13 protein-coding genes are annotated in these 23,075 nt (G+C 34.6%); 2 read left to right on the top strand and 11 right to left on the bottom strand.

The genetic code is table 11. The features are described from left to right. Positions 1–4: 4 nt before the first annotated feature. The 11 genes from secA2 to ACVBFA_RS01740 form a co-directional block, all read right to left on the bottom strand. Positions 5–2,395, bottom strand: a complete 2,391-nt coding sequence (secA2, locus tag ACVBFA_RS01790) for an accessory Sec system translocase SecA2 (protein ID WP_002486921.1) — start codon at positions 2,393–2,395, stop codon at positions 5–7. After that, positions 2,388–2,960: an accessory Sec system protein Asp3 gene (gene asp3, locus ACVBFA_RS01785; RefSeq protein ID WP_002486884.1), complete on the bottom strand. Its 573-nt coding sequence runs from the start codon at positions 2,958–2,960 to the stop codon at positions 2,388–2,390. Before asp3 ends, secA2 begins: the two co-directional genes overlap by 8 nt. After that, positions 2,947–4,506 carry an accessory Sec system protein Asp2 gene (gene asp2 / locus ACVBFA_RS01780; RefSeq protein WP_126122468.1) on the bottom strand — a complete coding sequence of 520 codons (1,560 nt, stop codon included), beginning with the start codon at positions 4,504–4,506 and terminating at the stop codon, positions 2,947–2,949. Before asp2 ends, asp3 begins: the two co-directional genes overlap by 14 nt. Beyond that, entirely contained in the window at positions 4,496–6,052 is a 1,557-nt protein-coding gene (gene asp1, locus ACVBFA_RS01775) for an accessory Sec system protein Asp1 (RefSeq protein ID WP_002486887.1), read from the bottom strand. Before asp1 ends, asp2 begins: the two co-directional genes overlap by 11 nt. 17 nt (positions 6,053–6,069) lie before the next feature. Next, positions 6,070–7,269 carry an accessory Sec system protein translocase subunit SecY2 gene (gene secY2 / locus ACVBFA_RS01770; RefSeq protein ID WP_002458352.1) on the bottom strand — a complete coding sequence of 400 codons (1,200 nt, stop codon included), beginning with the start codon at positions 7,267–7,269 and terminating at the stop codon, positions 6,070–6,072. 142 nt (positions 7,270–7,411) lie between these two features. Further along, positions 7,412–14,140, bottom strand: coding sequence for a lectin-like domain-containing protein (locus ACVBFA_RS01765; protein WP_126122823.1), 6,729 nt, complete (start codon positions 14,138–14,140; stop codon positions 7,412–7,414). A 420-nt stretch (positions 14,141–14,560) separates the two neighbouring features. Further along, positions 14,561–15,862 (bottom strand): hypothetical protein, encoded by a 1,302-nt coding sequence (locus ACVBFA_RS01760; protein ID WP_126122736.1) that lies wholly within the window; start codon positions 15,860–15,862, stop codon positions 14,561–14,563. A 274-nt stretch (positions 15,863–16,136) separates the two neighbouring features. Further along, on the bottom strand, positions 16,137–16,952 hold the full coding sequence (gene phnE / locus ACVBFA_RS01755; RefSeq protein ID WP_002476085.1) for a phosphonate ABC transporter, permease protein PhnE: 816 nt from the start codon (positions 16,950–16,952) through the stop codon (positions 16,137–16,139). Continuing rightward, on the bottom strand, positions 16,949–17,701 hold the full coding sequence (gene phnE / locus ACVBFA_RS01750; RefSeq protein WP_162832815.1) for a phosphonate ABC transporter, permease protein PhnE: 753 nt from the start codon (positions 17,699–17,701) through the stop codon (positions 16,949–16,951). The genes phnE (ACVBFA_RS01755) and phnE (ACVBFA_RS01750) overlap by 4 nt, the downstream gene beginning before the upstream one ends. A 49-nt stretch (positions 17,702–17,750) precedes the next feature. After that, a complete protein-coding gene (phnC, locus tag ACVBFA_RS01745) occupies positions 17,751–18,524 on the bottom strand; it encodes a phosphonate ABC transporter ATP-binding protein (RefSeq protein ID WP_002458057.1) in 774 nt (257 codons plus the stop codon). A gap of 113 nt (positions 18,525–18,637) precedes the next feature. Continuing rightward, positions 18,638–19,594: a phosphate/phosphite/phosphonate ABC transporter substrate-binding protein gene (locus ACVBFA_RS01740; RefSeq protein WP_002458058.1), complete on the bottom strand. Its 957-nt coding sequence runs from the start codon at positions 19,592–19,594 to the stop codon at positions 18,638–18,640. 234 nt (positions 19,595–19,828) lie between these two features. On the opposite strand from ACVBFA_RS01740, the gene ACVBFA_RS01735 reads away from it, so the two are divergent. Beyond that, entirely contained in the window at positions 19,829–21,379 is a 1,551-nt protein-coding gene (locus ACVBFA_RS01735; protein WP_126122189.1) for a Gldg family protein, read from the top strand. Between the two features lie 96 nt (positions 21,380–21,475). After that, complete coding sequence (locus ACVBFA_RS01730; RefSeq protein ID WP_126122190.1) at positions 21,476–23,011, top strand: bifunctional metallophosphatase/5'-nucleotidase; 1,536 nt, start codon at positions 21,476–21,478, stop codon at positions 23,009–23,011. Positions 23,012–23,075 lie beyond the last annotated feature (64 nt).

Below are 23,075 nucleotides of genomic sequence, written 5' to 3'. Positions count from 1 at the left end.
TTGTTTATGGGAAATGAATGACCATATCTCCGTCCTTATCAAAGGTTAGAATACTTAAACATAAATTTCTAACCATCTTCCTTTTTATATCTTCAGACATATATTCATACGTTTCAAGAGCCACTTTGTGATATTCAAAAATGACATTACGCTGTCCATTTTGTCGATTGTTTACACTGGCTTTAAGTTGTTGTAAGTTATCTACTTGCTCAATCCATTCGCTATCTATCGCTTTCAAGATTGATTTTTGAATGAAACGAAGTTTTAAATATGAATCCGTCGCAATTTCTAAACGATTGTTAAATTGTTGAGTAAATTGTTGTATTAAGAATTGTATGATTTCTTCATCATTTTGCATATTAATATTTGATACATCTTCATCAAAGATAAAACTTAAGTTTTCGTATATATAATTCACAAGTGCACGTTCCCTACTTAAGCCAAGATTTTTAACGTCTTTTGTAAACACATCTCGTGCAAGCTGTTCAAAATTAAAATCATCAAAATCGCTTGCTTCAAGTATGTGATTACGTTCAGCATAAATTTTATCTCGTTGAACACTAATACTTTTTTCGAATTCATTTGCCATTTCTCTATTTTTCATAGCAGTCTCTTCAGATATACGTTGCGCTTTATTAACAATTGACTTTACACGTTTTTTAAAGAGTGCACTACTTTCTAGTTTAGATGCATCCATCGTTTGGAGATTTTTATTTTCTGCCAAGTTAGAGTTACTCCAACGTTTTACTAAATCATCATCAAGTGATACAAAAATCTGTGAATATCCAGGATCTCCTTGGCGACCTGAGCGCCCTCTTAATTGACGGTCAACACGACTGTTATCCATATGTTCATTAATTATCACTGCTAAGCCACCGATATCATGAACCTCTTTTGATAACTTTATATCAGTTCCACGCCCTGCCATACTTGTAGCAACAGTAACTGCAGATAATTGTCCCGCCTCAGCAATCATTTGTGCCTCTTTAGCTACATTTTGAGCGATTAATAAATTGTTAGGTATATCACGTTTAAATAACTCAGCTGAAAAATATTCTGCCGCTTCTGCAGTACGTGTAATTAGTAACACAGGTTGTTGAGATTCATGTATATCAATCACTGTCTTTAAAATTGCATCGTTCTTTTTGTCACCATTAGCAAATACTCTATCGGGTCTATCATCACGTTCAATCGGACTGTGCGTCGGAATCTCTATAACAACTTTTGAATATAAATCAAAGAATTCTTTTTCCCCTAATTTACCTGTTCCAGTCATACCTGAAAATTCATCAAATTGTTTAAATAAATTTTGGAATGTTATGGTTGCCATCACACTCATATCTTGAGAAATTTCAACATTTTCCAGAGCCTCTATAGCTTGATGTAAACCAGACTGAAGCTTTGTTCCAGGTAGCATACGACCAGTGATTCTATCTATAAGCACAATCTCACCATCAAAAATAAAATAGTCTAAATTATATTTGAATAAATACTTAGCTCTAAGCGATAAATGAATCATCCTCACTAAATCAAAATATTGCTGTTGGTATATATTATTCACTTTGAAATAATGGTTTGCTTTTTCCGAGCCCTCATCAGTGAGCCACACTTCTTTTTTATTAAAATTAACTATGAAGTCTTTATCTTTCTCAAGTGTTTCAACAAACGTTTTAACGATGTGAAATAAATTAGATTGTACACGTGGTGCACCAGAAATAACTAAAGGCGTTTGGGCAGCATCTAATATAATAGAATCGACTTCATCAATAATAGCAAAGTTTAATTTCGGTAAAAATTTGGCACGAATATCATCAGCTAAATTATCAATTAAATAATCAAATCCTAATCGCCCATTAGTCGTGTAAACAATGTCATGGTGGTACAGTTCATATTTTTCATTTTCAGCGTATTCGTATTCTGGAATGTCCACAAATCCTAATGATACAGACAAGCCTAGCCATTCATATAGTGGTTTCATTTCTAAAAAATCGCGTTTTGCTAAGTAATCATTTGTTGTGATTAGATAAGCACCTTTACCTGTAAGTGCATTTAAGTACAGAGGCATGGTAGCTGTAAGCGTCTTACCTTCTCCTGTTTGCATTTCTGCAATATTCCCCTGATGCATAGCGATTGCTCCTAAAATCTGCACATCTTTTGGATACATACCTAAAACTCGCTTGGAAGCTTCTCTAACTGTGGCATAAGCTTGTGGCAGAATGTGATTGAGTGAAGATTTATTATCATTTAAATAAACTTTAAATTCTTTTGTCTTCGCTTGAAGTGCTTCATCACTAAAATTTGAGAATTCCTCACTCAACGCATTAATTTGATTTAATATTTTACGCAATTTTCTTAACCTAATATTATTAATAATTTGGTTGACACCTTTAGCCATTCATATCACTCCTGTGATAGTTTGATGAGTCTAGATGATGTGTCCTTATATTGGTTATTATTTGATTAATTACTTTAAGTTTTTTCTCAGGATCTATATATTTCGTTGCCTCGTAAGCTTGATTACTATCTTCTCTTAATTCTTGCACAATTATATTGCGAAAAGATAAATGATTCATGCCAGCATTAATAAGTTCTAAATCATATGAATATGCTTCTCTAGGATAGACAATATTTTCTTTTTTATTTTTTAAAATTTGGTGACTAAGAATTTCTTTATTCTTACGATAAAATTTCATTTTAAAATAAGCCGCACCCTTAGGTTCAACTTCAAAATTAAATTGAAATTGATATTGGTGCCCTTTTTTTAAAATAGGTAGCTTAGGGCTTACACGGTCTTCTGCAAAATCAGTTAACATATACCAACTGTGAATGATTGTACCGGATGGCATCAAAGGGTTCTCAAAATAGATATTATCTTGATTAAAACGTAACTTTGTACCATACATAAACGTTGATGAATTAACTAGTCGCCATTTGACTTCAAATTTCCTATCTTCTTGCATGTGTCACCCTCCCAAATCGCTCTTCCATGATTAAATGATAAAAATTAATAAACCAATGAGTAACAGTAGCAGAATCATCGTTATGTCTACCAGGAATTCTTTTACTTATCACACGTGCATGTTGTTTTGTAAGAACAGGCAATAAATCTTGAAATGCATATTTGTCATAATCATCATGCTCCATGTAAGCAATCGCAAATGTTGTCATTGACAAATCACTATGCTGAATTTGCTTCCAAAAATGATTATCTAACTGAACAACATCTTTGTTAGTTATGTCATTTTGATTCAATCGCAAAATATCAAGTGACGTTCCAAAATCGTTTGGACGAACGAGTTTCATATTATTAGCAATAGTACCGAGATTTATCAAAGGTTTTCCTACAATAACAGCCGCTGGATTTAATTTTGTAGCGTAATAAAGTGCGCCAAATGATCCCATTGATAATCCTGAAAGAATTAATTGGTTGTTCGCAAATCCCAAATAATCCAAAGCATTTTGGATGACCTTACGGATTGCCTGTTCATAATTCTCTGACCCTAGGTAAAAGGCACCACCTTCGATTCTAGGATCAGCTATTAAAATAAATGGAGCATTCATGCGTTTCATCATAAAGTACCCCTCAAAGCCCTCAGCAGTACGATACCCACTAAAATACACATTGAGTGGCGGTTTTAAATCTCCAGGATGAAAGTAATGTATAAACTCTTGCTTATTTTCATCACTATATCGTTTTCCGCCTAATATGAACTGCCCTAATTCCAAGCGTGACCAACGTTTATGAATAGCACCTATAAATAATGTTCCTTTACCTTTAGCTTTGATTGATACACTCACATATGTTTGATAAGGACAAGCAGGTAGTTCTATGGGAGCGTCTAAATCGTCTTGTTCATATATTAGCTTTTCTACTGGTTGATCAGTTGAATAAACAGGCGTCAATCTCAATGTATATTGGATTTTAGCATCACCTTCAACTTTAAATTCTGGCCATATTTGATTCACCTTATTGGCATCAGCGATGATATTTTGACTCCATGTAATGAGGGGTTGGTATGATTCCCCAAATCGTCCTGATACTTCAATAGATTCATTTCCATTAAATTGATAAGAACCATCAAAATGAATACTAACGCGACAATGAATAGGTTTTACTTTATCTCCATATTGCCCAGGAAATGTAACTGCTTCTAATTTTTGTTGTAATTGTTCTTCATTTTCATAAATGAGTGGTTTTATAAAATTACGTTGTATTGTCTTATCTTGTTGGTATTGATTATCCCAATACTCATTGTCAATCACAGTATTATACGGTGTACTGACTAATGATAAAAGTTTCATTAATGAATCAGAATAGTTTTCACGTACAAAAACAAAATCAAATTGTCCTTTTTCATCTAAAATATGTACTACAACATCTTGATAGCCACTTTCAAAATCAAACAAACCAACATCAAAATAATCCCATTCGACATTACTTTTTTGATTAAATAAAGAACCTAAATCGTGTCCGCCTACTTGGAGTACTCTAAATTTACGAGCCACTTGAATCATCACCTTTAAATAACTGATCTATTTGATGAATAATATTAATAGAACTAAAATCATCCGATAATCTCATGGAATATGCATAAGAATAATTCCAATTTTTTAAATGTGTCAAAAAATAATCTAATGATTCTACAGTTTGCGATATGTCATCAATAATATATCCATTATGCATATGTTTAACATAATCTGTTCTCTTTTTATTAATTTGTGGTATACCCGCGCCAATACAACAGATTTGTAAGAAAAGTTTCGGCTCTAAAGATAAATCTACAACAACTCTTAATTTTGAAATAACGCTTACAAGATCTTCTTCAAACGGTACTGTTTCAATATCAATGATTGTTTCTTTTTTATTCTGTATCACGTCTTCAATTACATCACTTATTTCCTTTTTCTCTTGATGATATAAATCATTGAGATGAGCAACTTCATCTATAAGATTTTCCGTAAGATTATCTCTACTCTTAGTTAAAATTTTCAACTTATAGCCATCTTTATGTTGAATATATTGAAATAAGGTGTTTACAATCTCTCGTATTTCAATCTCGTCCAAATCATCTATCCATAATCCAATATAAGTGTCATACAATTGACTACTTTGGTTAGGTAATGACTGCGCATCAAAAGGCGTTACCCTTAAAAGATTAAAATCATTCCTATTCAATCCTGCGTAGTGTTCAATCATATTTTGATTAGCTTGTGTATCAACGAGACAGTAAGATGCTCTCGAAATAGAGTCATATAAATCTTGTGTCACCATTTTATTTCGCTCAGTAAAAATAGAAAAACATAAAGACGTTGCATCAATAGTGCGAGCCATCATTGAATTATGACGTTCATCAGATGCCACTATAACAGAATCATCTTCATTCAATTCTCTTTCTACATATGATTGGAATTTCTCTTCTATCAACTCGACCATAGATGAATACGTAACCTTTTTAAATTTTGATTGAAAATTTTTATTAATCGTTACTGTATTAACATTTAAGTCTTCAACAAATATTTCTTCCCCATCTTTTGAAAAATAGTGTTTCTTATTATTATCACCATCAGGTGTATAAGTACGCACTGCCGATATAAATCCTCTGTCATCGAATACAAATCGTCTTTGAATTGTGTCGAATTTGTAATCTTCTACCCACATCAAATATCCTTCCTGGCTAAAGTGAATTTTAGAAAACGTGTTATCACCTGTAATAGCTTGAATTTGAAAGGGAGTAAAAATAAATTCAGTACCTTCTGGCCATGAAAGATCACGATAATCAATAGCTTGAGGCGTTTGATGTCCAACGCCCTGTATCTCATCAAACACTGACCAATAATGACTTTCATACAAATCATATCGATGGAGGAATGTTCTAAGATATGGACTAAAACTTAAAACTATCAATTGATAATCCACATTATTCGAACTATGCATTGTCATTAAACTAATCATATCGTCAAAATCTGTATACTGTTTTTTTTGATAGAATGGTCTTGAGGTACTTTCCCACCATCTGTTATGGCTATACCAAGCTGGTATAAAGCGTTTCATATTCCAAAACCTCCTCCCTACCAATATTTATTTAAAATTTGCTTATAGCTGTCAAAGTATAAGTACGCTCTAATTGTTTCAGCGATATTAATTCCAATATAGACAAATACAATTATTTGAGTTGTAAAGTAAACTTCTTTAAGTAAGTGGGGCACAAGCAGCGCTGAATACATTGGTATAGCGAGTACAATCGCTACTACTATTGAACCGAACCAACAAATACGACGTGCTTTACTTCCTAGAAATTTTTCTGTCTGCTGTCCAGGTTGAATACCCTCGAAGTAATTCCCATTTTTAAGAAATTCCTTTGATTTACGTTTCGTATTAATTAATAATCTTGATAAAAAGTAACCCAAAATCATTTGTAACAGAATATATATAGTAATTCCAACTGGATTTGTAAAATTAAAGACTTGTGTTTCAAAATTATGATTCACGATAAAGCGTCCTATGAAATTAACGATATTATTCGTTAACATAAATAATGACAAACTCACCATGATAGAGATACTACCAGCAGGATTAAGTTTCCATGATAAATATGATGGTATATCTTTAGCAGAAATATTCATAATATCATTATATTCTATCCGATATTCTGTTAACTCAATGAAGAAGAGTATAAATAAGGTCAGCATTAATAAGACAATAATCATAGTAATTAAAGATGCGCTTGAATTTAATTTGGGAAAATGTGTATTAAATATAGATTTAACAAGACTCATTAAAACAATTGGCATAGGTCCCGAAATGCCATACGTTGTATTTTGATCTGCTAACCATACCATTAACAACGTCCCTGTAATTAAAACTAATAATAAAATAAGCATATTACTATCTTTAATCGCATGTTTATTAATATATGAATGAATAATGTAAAATCCTTGAGCGGCACTAATGATAAGTGTTAACGCTCGTTCTTTGAAATGTCGTTCCCTACGAGTTTGTGTTTTAACCTTATCATTACTTTTGTGGTTTATTAGTGTCAAAATAATCATCGAACTTAACCATGGCCCAAGCCCTAGTGAAAATATATTTAATGTATGTAAATCCCCACCTACATTAGTAATAGCTAACTTAAAAAAGGAGTCTTTATGTGTTCTTAAATTTTCATTACTTACGATTGAAATATTACTTCCTATAATATATATAACTAAAATTAAGCATGTAAAAAATATTCTTTTATATAAGATTTTATATTCGAATTTCTTAAACATTTTTTCACCCTAATTATTAAATAATTAATCACTTGAATCATATCTAAAGAGGCTAAGGATAATCTAAAGTTGGATTTAGTTGTCATGTACTTATCCAATCAATTAATGTTCCCTAGCCTCTTAATATGTTTAAAACTATCTGTTATTTACTATCATCTTGATCATCATCGTCTTTTCTAGATTTTTTTGCTAAACCGAAGATAGCCAATACTATAGCTACTGCTACTATAAAACCGTTGCTTACAACTCCATCTTCTCCTTTAGTTGGTTGTTTAACGACTTTATCTTGTGCACGATTTTGATGAAGTAAATCGAGGTTGTTTGAGTGATTATCAGCTTGATTACTTTGTGTTTCATTGTGTTGTTCTGAATCAGTATAACCTCTTTGTTCTTGTAAATCATAATCTTTTCCAGTTTTATTAAGCATACTCGTATTTTTTGATTGAGTCACGATTGTATCTTCAGACGAGCTATCACCAATAAATTGACTTTCACTATTTATAGGAGATTGAGAAGTGAAAGTTTCAGATGTACTCATTGATGTGGACGTGCTTGCCGATTCACTTAACGATGTACTTGTACTGTTTGAGTCACTTATGCTCGTTGATGTGGACGCACTGTCTGATGTCGACGTACTCGTTGAGTCTGAAACACTTGTACTTGTTGAACCACTTAACGATGTGCTGGCACTTGTTGATTCACTCTCGCTCATTGATGTTGATGTACTGTCTGATGTGGATGCACTCGTTGATCCTGAAACACTTGTGCTTGTCGATTCACTTAACGATGTACTTGCACTTGTTGATTCACTTACGCTCGTTGATGTGGATACACTGTCCGATGTTGATGTGCTTGTTGAATCTGAAACGCTCGTACTTGTCGAGTCACTTAATGACGTACTTACACTTGTTGATTCACTCGTGCTCGTTGACGTTGATGCACTATCTGATGTTGACGTGCTTGTTGAGTCCGAAAGACTCGTACTTATCGAGCCACTTAACGATGTACTTTCACTTGTTGATTCGCTCACACTCGTTGATGTGGATGCACTATCTGATGTTGACGTGCTTGTTGAATCTGAAATGTTTGTGCTTAATGATCCACTTAGCGATGTGCTGGCACTGTTTGAGTCACTTACGCTTGTTGATGTGGACGCACTGTCTGATGTCGATGCACTTATTGAGTCTGAAATGCTTGTACTTAATGATCCACTTAGCGATGTGCTGGCACTGTTTGAGTCACTTACGCTCGTTGATGTGGATGCACTGTCTGATGTTGACGCGCTTGTTGAATCTGAAACACTTGTACTTGTTGAACCACTTAGCGATGTGCTGGCACTGTTTGAGTCACTTACGCTCGTTGATGTGGACGCACTGTCCGATGTTGATGTGCTTGTTGAATTTGAGATGCTTGTGCTTGTCGCCTCACTCAATGATGTACTTGCACTGTCTGACTCACTCTCACTCGTTGACGTTGATGCACTATCTGATGTTGACGTGCTTGTTGAATTTGAGATGCTTGTGCTTGTCGCCTCACTCAATGACGTACTTGTACTGTTTGAGTCACTTACGCTCGTTGACGTTGATGCACTATCTGATGTTGACGTGCTTGTTGAATCTGAGATGCTTGTGCTTAATGATCCACTTAGCGATGTGCTGGCACTGTTTGAGTCACTTACGCTTGTTGATGTGGACGCACTGTCTGACGTTGATGTGCTTGTTGAATCTGAAAAGCTCGTACTTGTCGACTCACTTAATGACGTACTTACACTATTAGAGTCACTCTCACTCGTTGACTCTGACGCACTTTCTGATGTTGACGTACTCGTTGAATCTGAAAGACTCGTACTTGTCGATTCACTTAATGACGTACTTGTACTATTTGAGTCACTCACGCTTGTTGACGTTGATGCACTATCTGATGTCGATGTACTTGTTGAACCTGAAATGCTTGTGCTTGTCGACTCACTCAATGACGTACTTGTACTGTTTGAGTCACTTACACTAGTTGATGTGGATGCACTGTCTGACGACGACGTACTTGTTGAACCTGAAATGCTTGTACTTGTCGACTCACTTAATGACGTACTTGCGCTATTGGAGTCACTCGTGCTCGTTGACGTTGATGCACTCTCTGATGTCGACGTTCTCGTTGAGTCCGAAAGACTCGTACTTGTCGAGTCACTTAATGACGTACTTGTACTGTTTGAGTCACTCTCTCTCGTTGACTCTGACGCACTTTCTGATGTTGACATACTCGTTGAGTCTGAAATGCTTGCGCTTAATGATCCACTTAACGATGTACTTGCACTGTCTGACTCACTCTCACTTGTTGATGTGGATGCACTCGCTGATGTGGATGCACTGTCCGATGTTGATGTGCTTGTTGAATCTGAAACGCTCGTACTTGTCGATTCACTTAATGACGTACTTGCACTTGTTGATTCACTTAATGATGTACTTGTACTGTCTGACTCACTCTCACTCGTTGATGTGGACGCACTGTCTGATGTCGACGTACTTGTTGAATCTGAAACACTTGTACTTAATGACTCACTCAACGATGTGCTTTCACTTGTTGAGTCACTCTCACTCGCTGATGTGGATGCACTGTCCAATGTTGATGTGCTTTTTGAAGCTGAAACGCTTGTACTTGTCGATTCACTTAACGATGTACTTTCACTTGTTGATTCACTCTCACTCGTTGACGTTGATGCACTGTCGGATGTTGACGTTGACGCACTGTCGGATGTCGACGCGCTTGTTGAGTCACTCTCACTTGCTGACATTGACGCACTTTCTGATGTCGATGTACTTGTTGAATCTGAAACGCTTGTGCTTGTCGATTCACTTAACGATGTACTTGTACTGTCTGACTCACTCTCACTCGTTGACGTTGATGCACTGTCGGATGTTGACGTACTTGTTGAGTCTGAAACGCTTGTACTTGTCGAATCACTTAATGACGTACTTGCGCTATTGGAGTCACTTACGCTCGTTGATGTGGACGCACTATCTGACGTTGACATACTCGTTGAGTCCGAAAGACTTGTGCTTGTCGACTCACTTAATGATGTACTTGCACTGTCTGACTCACTCTCACTCGTTGATGTGGACGCACTATCTGACGTTGACGCACTTGTTGAATCTGAAACGCTTGTACTTGTTGAGTCACTTAACGACGTACTTGCACTTGTTGATTCACTCTCACTCGCCGATGTGGACGCACTGTCGGATGTTGACGTGCTTGTTGAATCTGAAACGCTTGTGCTTATCGACTCACTCAATGACGTACTTGCGCTGTTTGAGTCACTTACGCTCGTTGATGTGGATGCACTGTCTGACGTTGACGCGCTTGTTGAATCTGAAACGCTTGTACTTAATGAACCACTTAGCGATGTACTTGCACTTGTTGATTCACTCTCACTCGCCGATGTGGATGCACTGTCGGATGTCGACGTACTCGTTGAGTCTGAAATGCTTGTACTTGTCGATTCACTTAATGACGTACTTGTGCTGTTTGAGTCGCTCACACTCGTTGATGTCGATGCACTTTCTGACGTTGACGTACTCGTTGAGTCTGTAAGACTTGTGCTTGTCGACTCACTCAATGACGTACTTGAGCTTGTTGATTCACTCTCGCTTGTTGACGTTGATGCACTTTCTGATGTCGATGTACTTGTTGAGTCTGAAATGCTTGTACTTAATGATCCACTTAGCGATGTGCTGGCACTGTTTGAGTCACTTACGCTTGTTGACATTGACGCACTTTCTGACGTTGATGTACTCGTTGAGTCTGAAATGCTTGTACTTGTTGAGTCACTCTCACTCATTGATGTTGATGTACTGTCTGATGTGGACGTACTGTCTGACGTTGATGCACTTGTTGAATCTGAAACGCTTGTGCTTATCGACTCACTCAATGACGTACTTGCGCTGTTTGAGTCACTTATGCTCATTGACGTTGACGCACTGTCGGATGTTGACGTGCTTGTTGAATCTGAAACGCTTGTACTTAATGATTCACTTAACGATGTACTTGCACTGTCTGACTCACTCTCGCTTGTTGACGTTGACGCACTGTCTGATGCGGATGCACTCGTTGATCCTGAAAGACTCGTACTTGTCGAGTCACTCAATGACGTACTTGCGCTATTAGAGTCGCTCACACTTGCTGACGTTGATGCACTGTCTGAAGTTGACGTGCTTGTCGAATCTGAAACACTTGTACTTGCGGATTCACTCGCTTTTATTGATGCACTATCAGACGTCGACGCGCTCACTGATTCTGATAACTTCTTACTTGTACTTGCGGATTCACTCGCTTGGATTGACGTACTATTCGACGTTGACGTACTTAACGACTCTGAGAGACTCTTACTTGTTGACTCTTTTGTTGATAATGATTGACTCGCTTTTACACTATCACTTAGCGATGTACTATTACTTATACTTGTTGAAACACTGTTTACTATGCTAGTGGAAGTAGAGTCACTTGCGCTATTTCTCGTTACTTCATAATTAATTTTAGTCGTAGTTTTATTTCCGCTCGCATCCGTTGACTCAATCGTGATTGTATTTGTTCCTATTTGAGTTGGAGTTCCAACAATTGAATTCGTTGATGCATCAAATTTAAGTCCTTGTGGCAATCCTGTTACTGTATGCGTTACCACTTTGCCACTATTATCTGTAGCAGTTATCGTAATTGGATTAATCGGCGTGAAAACTTCTGATGCTTGACTTGGAGTCACATTTACAACAGGGCTGATTGTATCTTGAATCGTTATTGTAAATTGCTTAGATGTTACATTCCCAGTAGCATCAGTCGTATTAACTGTCACAGTTGTAGTTCCTACTTCACTTGGCGTGCCAGTAATTGTATTAGTCGTTTGATCAAAAGATAACCCTGAAGGTAGACCTGTCACAGTTGTAGTTAATACGTCTTTACTATTGTCAGTTGTAGTAATTGTAATTGGATTAATGGTCTTTCCAACTTCTCTAGTTTGACTATCAACACTAATTTGAGGACCTTGAACATCTTTAAATTTATAAATCACTGTTTGACCTGAGTTAGTTAATTTAAGTGTAGGCGTACCTGACGTTTCTGTATAATTTGGTGCTTTTAAGGCATCTGTCCCCACATAACTGTAACCTAAATTTTTTAAATTGTTCAATTGTTTATCTATATTCACAGTCGCATCAACTTCACCTGCAATGGTTTTAGGCGGGATAATATCCTTACCAGTATTTGCATCTACATAGCGTACTTTAGCAACAGCTGATTCTGTATACTCGAATGTTCCAAATTGAACTTGTTGTAAGTTTTTTGCGCCACCAGTTGAGGCAGTCATAGATAGAGAAAACGTCGTACCACCACTGTTTTTAATCCAATCTGTAAGATTTCTCGTAAAGGTTTGTCCAGCGTACGTCACTGTCATCACTTTTGTATCACCGTTATAATCAATGACAAAATCTTGGAATGAATTGTCAGTAGGTTGTACATTTAATTTAGCCGCAGATGATGCCTCAGTAGTAGCCATACCACTTCCATCGGTACTTACAAATGCACCAAAAGCGCCACCCCCACCAACATTACGTGGATCTGCTTTTGCTTTAGCCTCAGGTTTAGGAGTTGATGTATTATGATACGTATCCAATTTAAAACCAAAGGCATTATTCAAACCACCTATTCCAACGGCAGCCCCTTCTTTACCTATCTGTCCTAAAGGGCCTGGTGAAAATGCAAAGCCAATGCCATCTCCACCTGCTATACCATCAGGAGAATAACCTTCATATCTATTACCAAGGTTAACTTTACCTGTAAAACGGAAGCTACGGTTTGAATCTAATCGAGTGTTTAAAGATATGGCACCCTTTTGACTATATGCATCTGGCGTTAAGGTAGCAATACCTGTTTTTGGATCATACGTCGCTGATCCAGATAGATTCATATGTTCATTAAAGTTATCTTTGTTCACCACAACAGAATTAGATGTAAGACTTGAAGTTGTTGTCGTGGACGTTGTTGTAGGTGCTGCCATCGTATTCAAAACGGTAAATCTACTAAATGTTCTTAAATTCGCAAAGGAAGTAGGACTCGATTGATTTGAAGTAGATGTTGATGTCAGATTAGATATTTGATTTGTACTAGTACGTGCTTCACTGGTCGCTAATGAATCGGTTGCTTTTGTTTCGATTGACTGGTTTAAATTGGAGCTAATGCTCTTTTCTGAGGATGACGTGTTTGATTGTGTTGACTTAGAGGTTACATTCGAAGACTTATTTTGATCTTGTTGTACAATATTATCATTGTTAGTAGTTGTACTCTCTACATGGTCTGTGGAGGCATATGTATTTGACTTAGATGATTGACTTGATGTTTCACTACTTTGTTGACTAATTCCAGCTTTTTCACTTGATTGCGCTGTATTTGTAACTTCTGAAGACATTTGCTTATTTGTACTATTAGATTGGTTTGATTCCAAACTTGCAGAATTGACTGTTTCTTTTAGTGAGTTCTTAATCGTAGTTGAATTTTGATTGGCTACTGTCTCACTATTGGATGAAATTTCAGAGGTAATTGGTGTTTCTGAGGCAGCTAATGCTTGATGATTATTCAACATATTAAATGTAAATGCTCCACCAACTAGGGCTGTTGTTTTCGCTGCGCCTTTTTTCATCTTATGACCTTTCGTCTTTTCAGTAACATTTTCTTGTTTTTCGTTTTTACTTAAAAATGGTAGCCCCATTGTTTTTAACAATTCTATTTCATTAATACTTGCTTTTACCCAGCTTTTTCCTGACTTGTACAGTTTTACCCGTGTTTTTTGTTGCTCAAGACTTTTTTTATAATCCTTTTCTTTCTTTGTCATAATATACTCCCCATCGTTTTCTTAGTTAATCATAGTCTTTTATACCGAAAATATTCATTTTTACAAGTATATAACTATGAACATGTAAAATGCAACTAATACTTCTTAGTTTTAATAAATTACTATACATATAAAGATATTAAACGATTGTGCAAAGAAAAACTGTTGACAAAAGGGTTAATTTACTATTAAAAAGCGTTATTTCCCTGTATCCCAACATATTATTATATTGAATTCAATTAAATTTTATCTATTTAGTTACTAATTATATATATAAATTCTAATCAAAATGAATATAATTTGAGAAAAACTTAAAATTCCGTTTGTATATTTATGTATGATAACGAATAAAAAAACTAACTTTAAATAAAGTTAGTTTTAACATTAATGATTAATGAATTTCTTTAGACAAAATGTTATTTACCATTGTCCGTTGTTGTATTGATACATACCTTCTTTTAAATATATTCCCCAAAATATATAACACAATATACCTAGCCCCACGGAATCAAATAAAATAATATGATCCATATTAACAAAGATAGTGATTAAAAATAATAAAATAGTGATACTCATTGGAAAAGTAACTAAAAGTACCATATGAAGCATGTATATCGTACATAAAGTAAGTCCTATTATTCCAGTAAAGATAATCATACCGAAGATGATATTACTCGTTGCTACATTAAAGTATTGTATTTCTGAACTCGCTTTTATTATTGGTATACCAAAACCGCTTCCTAAAAAAGGATGCTCAGTTAGCGCATAATCAATAGCTTTAATATTCATATCACTCGGCATAAAGACTTCCTGGCTATTCTTCCCTTTTAAGATTAGTTTAATAAAAAGGTGATAAATGTATGGTTGATTGATTATAGCAATTGTCATTAGTATCATAGCACCAATTATGGGATGTTTAATTCTCTTTTTCATGTGAGATAACGGTAATAGAAGCATTAGACATAAAATAACAGATATAAAAATATGACGAGAATTTGATAAATAGAGCTCTATCATTCCAATATTTAACAATAATAAATTGAATACATCATAATCTTGTTGTTTGATTTTTGTTACCATATATAAAACTAGTCCCATAGCAAGAATAATTGCGAATGAATGTTCATCTTTGAAAACACTTCGAAGTGATTCCCCATCAATTAAATATGATTTTGGCGCTATAACTATAAGTAAAAAAGTAAAGGCAATCATTAGCGTGATAAATTGATTAATCCAGTTAATAAGATTTTTTATCTTTTTTATTAAACTAACATACATAACAATCAAAATTAGCGGTATAAAGAAGTTAAGCAATTTAAGAATAGATTCTATCGGATCGTTAGATACAACTAAACTCATTATGATATAAAGTAGCATAAGAATCATAGTAGATTTGATAAACCTTAATATCATTTCATCTCTTATCCAATTTTTTACATATTTAAATAGAAAAAATACCCCAATGACATAAGTCAAGATATATTTCATACTTACTATGTAATGCGTCATCTCTAGTGTGTCAAAGGGAGTATATATCTGCGATCTGAGCATATAGAGTATGATTAATTGAACGACACCTAGCGCCCCTCTTTTAAGAAGTAATAAAGATAAAGCGATAGATATCATTAATGTCCATTTATTAGGAATGCTAACCATAAAAATGGATAAGATAATCAACCATTCGATAAATTTACGTTGAGTGATGTTTAAAAATTGTTTCATGATATAAGCCTCAAGTTGTCTAATTCGTGATGTAAGTGTTTGGTCAATTTTTAATTATGAACATGTTATTATATTTCTATTATAAATAATTACACGCTATCAAAAAATATTTTTCTAAATAATTTTATTATATTTTAGAATTATAACATGAATACATTCCTACCGAAAATTAAAATGATGAATATGACGTATGTCTTAAATTAAAATTTTTATTCCAATAAATGAAAACAATTAATGCTTTAGACAATAATCATATCCTTTCACCATAAATGCACTAAACGATACGTTTACGAACCGCGCCAGATATTAAATCAACTAAAGCGACCATCGCAATCAAACCAATTAGAATCATGCCAACTCGGTCCCAAGATCGTGTTTGTAAAGCAAAAATTAATGGTGTACCTATGCCACCTGCGCCGATTAATCCTAAAATGGAGGCTGAACGTAAATTCAATTCAAATCGATATAAAATAAGTGAAATAAACGATGGTAAAATTTGTGGTATTACAGCAAACATTAACGTCTTCATTTTATTTGCTCCACTCGCTTTTAAAGATTCTACAGCGCTAAAATCTAAACTTTCAATATCTTCAACAAAAAGTTTCCCTAACATACCGACTGAATGAATCCCCAGTGCAAGTACACCTGAAAACGAACCCGGTCCAACAGCTTTAATAAATATTAACGCCATTACAATTTCAGGAAACACACGTATAATGCTTAATATGAATTTACTTATACCCGTAACTGGTCGTAATTTCATCATATTTTTAGCACCTAAAAATGCAAAAGGAATACATATTATTGATGCAATGAACGTGCCAATTACTGCAATAGCAAAAGTTTCCAGCAAACCTCTAAGTAAGTCTTCACCATCAGGTATATATATGTAACTTAAATCTGGATGAAATAATCCGTAAAAGATAGACTTTAATATTTCAATAGACTTACTTTTAAGTTCAAGGCCTGGAATCCCTGCAAACGCCCATATAATTATAGCTGCAACAACAATGACTATAATCCAATTTTTAATTATTCGTTGACGATGTTTTTTTGATTTTAATTCATATTTACTATCCAACGTATTCATGCTAATCTTTCCCTCACTTTCGAACTCACATAGTCAATAATAACTACAATGATTAGAGTGAACAGGATAATCATTGCTGTCTTCTTATATTGAAATAATCCTAACGTTTGATCGTAGAACAACCCAATACCACCTGCGCCAACAAGACCTAAAACTGCTGATGCCCGAATGTTAATTTCAAAAGCAAATAGCACATATGACATAAATGATGAAAGTGCTTGAGGGACAACGCCAAATGCAATCCATTTCACTTTATTAGCCCCTACAGCTGTCATAGCTTCCATAGGTCCTGGATCAATTGTTTCTAATGATTCATATAATAATTTACCAATGATACATATTGTTAGAACAAAAAGTGCTAATACACCCGGAATTTGTCCAATACCAAATATGGCTACAAATACGGCAGCTAATAATAAATCAGGTATTGTGCGTACAATATTAAGAACAAAACGTGATGGTATCGCAATCCATTTAGTTTGAACAATATTACTCGCACATAGTAGCGCTATTGGAATGGAGACAATACTTCCTAGAAAAGTACCGACAATTGCCATACGAATCGTGTCTAGCATTGGTTGTGTAATATGATCTAGGTAACCCCAATCTGGTGGTATCATTTGTTTGAAGAATACGCCAATTTGTGGAAGACCTATCATTAAATCTCCAATGCTAAATCCAGTATAAATAAAACTCCAAATAATCAAACCCGTGATTAAAATAATTGAAAAGCTAGTTTTAAGAGACATCCTTTTATTTAAATAGCGATTATATTTATGCGTTGTTGGTGTCGTCACTTTATTCCACCCCTAATTTTTCATCGTCCTTAATAGAGCGACCGTATATATGATTAAATACTTCATCATTTGCCTCAGACGCGGGACCATCATAAACGAGCTCTCCCGCTCTTAAACCAATTATTCTCGAGCCGTATTCCTTTGCCAAATCTACAAAGTGTAAATTAATCAAAATAGTAATACCTAGTTCTTCATTGATTTTCTTTAAGTCATCCATCACTTGTTTTGTAGTTAATGGATCTAATGAAGCAACTGGTTCGTCTGCTAATATGATGGTTGGTTCCTGACATAACGCTCTAGCTATTGATATACGTTGTTGTTGGCCACCTGACAACTGGTCAGAGCGTTGGTCATATTTATCTAAAATGTTGACACGTTCTAAAGCATCCATTGCCTTGACTTTATCTTCCTTAGGAAAAAGACCAAGTATCATTTTCCAAGTAGGATGGTATCCTACCCTACCACTCAAAACATTTCTAAGCACTGTTGAACGCTTAACTAAGTTAAAATGTTGAAAAATCATCCCTATACTTCGACGCATTTCTAATAATTTTTTACCGCGTGCTTTAGTTATTGATTGACCTTCGATAGTAATTTCACCTTTGGAAATATCATGTAGCCGATTAACCGATCGTAGTAATGTTGATTTACCTGCTCCAGACAATCCAACAATAACTGCAAAATCACCTTTTTCTATATTTAAGTTAATGTCTTTTAATCCCACATGGCCATTTGGATACACTTTACTAACATCCTTAAATTCGATTTGACTCATCAACAAACACCCTTCTTTTATAAAGAAAAGCTATGAGACTCAAACGGCAAGAGGTCTACAAACCTTCACGTTTAATCCCTTAGCTTTTCTTTTTATAATTCATTCAATTTATTTTATTTCATATCATGAACAGCTTTTTCATATTGTCTAACGATATCAAAGTCTGAATCTTTAGTATCAACATAACCTTCATGAGAGTATACCTCGCTAATGATTTTATGACCTTTTTTAGTTTTAGAAATTTCTTTAAAAGCTTTTTTCAATTTATCTTGGAATTTTTTATCCATATCAGGACGTACTGAAATCGTATCATTAGGAATAGGTTTAGTGAGTTTTAATATTTTAGTATCTTTAAATACATTTGGTTGATCTTTTTTTACAACTGTACGTGCATCATTAAATACAGCTGCTGCATCCACATCTCCATTTAACAATGAAATAACTGCTTGGTCGTGTCCTTTAACATTGACTATCTTCATATCTTTTGTTGCATCAATACCAGCTTCTTTTTTTAATGTTACTAGAGGGAATGTATATCCTGCTGTAGAAGTTACATCTTGTAATGCTATTTTTTTACCTTTTAAATCTTTGAGACTATTAATACCAGAGTCCTTTTTAACAAGGATTTCTGATTTATAATCATCAACTAACTTTTTACTTGGAGATCCATCTTCATTAACGTCGTAACGTTCTGCCTTTAATAATAAATCCGCTGCCTTTTGATCGTGTGCTAAAGTATATGCAGTTGGTGGCAAGAAACCAACATCCACTTTCTTAGATTTCATCGCTTCAACTATCGTGTTGTAGTTTGTTGAAACTGATACTTTAACCGGAATCCCTAATTTATCTGACAACAATTTTTCTAACGGTTTTGCCTTAGCTTCGAGTGTATCAGCATTTTGAGATGGTACAAATTGTACTGTTAATTCTTTAGGTGTATAACTACCTGATTTTGAATCTGATCCGCTATCAGAACTTTTATTATTATTCAAAGAACTTGAATTCCCACAGGCTGCTGCAAAAATAACCACCGATAAAACAAGCACCACTAAAAACTTAAGATTTTTCATTCTACTTACTGTCCCCTTCACATCAATATTGGTGTAATATGTATATTTTTGAAACTATATTTATAGATTAGCATATCTTATAAGTGATGGGTATTTAATTTTAATTAAAATTATAAATTTTTTATAATAAATCGTAAGAAATTGTAAAAAATATGTTAAGCAAGCACAATACGCTATACTTTTATACTATACTTTTTAAAAATTCCATCTTTTATATAAGGAGTAATCATAGAGATGAAAATATTTAAAACTTTAAGTTCTATACTAGTTACATCTGTTCTTTCTGTGACTGTGATTCCATCAACATTTGCATCAACAGAATCTACTGCTACAAATCAGACACAACAAACAGTACTTTTTGATAATTCTCACGCTCAAACTGCGGGCGCTGCCGATTGGGTGATTGATGGCGCTTTCTCAGATTATGCAGATTCAATGAGAAAGCAAGGTTACCAAGTTAAAGAACTAGAAGGAAAATCAAACATTTCTGATCAATCTTTACAGCAGGCGCATGTATTAGTTATTCCCGAAGCTAACAATCCATTTAAAGAAAATGAGCAGAAAGCAATCATTAATTTTGTTAAAAATGGTGGTAGCGTCATTTTCATCTCAGACCACTATAATGCCGATCGTAATTTAAACCGTATTGATTCTTCAGAATCAATGAATGGTTATCGACGTGGCGCATACCAAAATATGACTAAAGATATGAATAATGAAGAAAAAAATTCTAACGTTATGCATAACGTTAAGAGTTCTGATTGGCTCTCACAAAACTTCGGTGTTCGTTTTAGATATAATGCACTTGGAGATATCAATACTCAAAATATCGTTTCAAGCAAAGATAGTTTTGGTATTACTAAAGGTGTACACTCAGTTTCAATGCACTCAGGTTCAACATTAGCAATAACTAATCCTAATAAAGCTAAAGGCATTATTTATATGCCCGAACATTTAACACATAGTCAAAAATGGTCTCACGCAGTTGATCAAGGTATTTACAATGGTGGTGGCATCAACGAAGGACCTTATGTAGCCATTTCAAAAATTGATAAAGGAAAAGCTGCATTTATTGGTGATAGCTCTCTCGTAGAAGATCGTTCACCTAAATATCTTCGTGAAGATAATGGGAAACCTAAAAAAACGTACGATGGTTTTAAAGAACAAGATAATGGAAAGTTATTAAATAATTTAACAACATGGCTAGGCAAAAAAGAATCTCAATCTTCTATGAAAGACATGGGTATTAAACTTGATCATAAAACACCGTTACTTAACTTTGAGCAACCTGAGAATTCAATTGAACCTCAAAAAGAACCGTGGACTAACCCAATAGAAGGCTACAAATGGTATGATCGTTCAACATTTAAAAAAGGGAGTTATGGAAGTGATCAACAGGGGGCAGACGATGGAGTAGATGACAAAAGCTCTTCTTATCAAAAACAAAATGGCAAAGTTGAATTAACTTTACCTCAAAATATCCAACCGCATCATCCATTTCAATTTACAATCAAACTCACGGGATATGAGCCTAATAGCACAATTAACGATGTAAGAGTTGGACTTTATAAAGATGGAGGTAAGCAAATCGGTAGCTTTTCTTCTAACCGTAACCAATTCAATACTCCCGGCTATAGTCCTAGCCAATCAATTAAAACAAATGGAGCGGGTGAAGCCTCAATCACACTCACAGCTAGAGTGACAGATGAAATTAAAGATGCTAATATTCGTGTTAAACAAGGGAAAAAAATTCTATTAACTCAAAAAATGAATGAAAATTTTTAACACCGATAATAACTTAGTGTTGAAAAGTGAGACATTGTTTTTAATTTATATATCACAGAACTATGTCTCTTCCCCGTACTTGAGGAGGTTAATTCAATGTCTCAAATTGCTTTCTATATCCTTAGTGATGTCCACGGTTTTATATTCCCAACAGATTTTTCATCAAGAGGAAAAGATTTACCCATGGGGTTGTTAAAAGCCAATCATCTTATCGAGCAAGACTGCGTGCACTATGACGACAGTGTAAAGATTGATAATGGAGACTTCTTACAAGGTTCTCCATTATGTAACTACTTAGTATCTAAATTAAAGAGTAGTCTCCCATTAACATCAATATATAATCGTTTAGGGTTTGATTTTGGAACTGTTGGCAATCATGAATTTAATTATGATTTACCTTATCTAAAACAGGCCATCAATCAACTTCATTACCCAGTTTTGTGTGCAAATATAATTGAAAATACACAGCCATTCACTGGCCAAGGTATTCATTATTTTAAAGTAAATGGTTTAACTATAGGAACTATTGGTTTAACCACTCAGTATATCCCTCATTGGGAACAACCTGAATACATTAAGACACTCACTTTTAACAGTGCTGTCCAAACATTAAAATCTGAGTTACCTACACTTAGGGAAAAGAGTGATATTGTAGTAGTAAGTTATCATGGTGGCTTTGAACGTGATTTAGATAGTGGCATCCCGACTGAGGCGCTTACTGGGGAAAACGAAGGGTATGATATTCTAAGTCAGTTTAGCGATAATATCGATGTGTTGATAACCGGCCATCAACATCGTGATATTGCGACAATCAAGAACCAAACAGCCATCATTCAACCTGGTTCAAAAGGTACAAAAGTTGGAAAAATAGTTATTGAATATACGCATGATAAAAAAGTATTAATTAAAGAATGTAACTTAATGAATGTTCATAACAATACCTCCTTTAAGCCGAATGACGAAGATATCGTTTTACGTAATCAATTAGAAGATTGGCTTGATACTCAAATCGCAGAACTCCCCTACGCTATGAGAATAAACAATTCATTTGAGGCAAGAAAATCACCGCATGCATTTGTTAACCTTCTTAATTATATTTTACTAGAAAAAAGTGGTGCAGATATTGCATGTACAGCACTATTTGATTCCGCAAATGGCTTTGATGAGAAAGTAACCATGCGTGATATCATCAATAATTATCCTTTTCCTAATACTTTTAAAGTGATAGAACTTAGTGGAAAAGATATTAAACTTGCAATTGAACGAAGCGCAAGTTATTTTGACATTGTTAACCATAAAATCACAGTTAATAAAGAGTTTCTAGAACCTAAACCTCAGCATTTCAACTATGACATATTTGCAGGTATACAATATACAATTCATGTTGGTCATCCTTACGGTGAACGTGTTAGTGATTTGCAAATTAATGATGCACCACTACAAAGTGATCAAATATATACAATATGCGTAAATAATTATAGAGCTGTTGGTGGTGGGAATTATGATATGTATGTTAACAAACCTGTGATAAAAGATATTCAAATCGAAGGTGCTCAATTGTTAATAGATTACTTATCTCACAATGATTTATCTCAAATCCCACAAGTGATCGATTTCAATGTTGTTAAGTAATCCCTCTTTCTATTAAAGTATCATTGCTGAAAAGTTTGATTGTATAAAGAAAAATCCTTATAGA

It is taken from the genome of Staphylococcus sp. MSU001 (assembly GCF_052976705.1).
The sequence above is the reverse complement of the archived record's forward strand: the minus strand, read 5'-3'. Positions and strand labels throughout refer to the sequence as shown.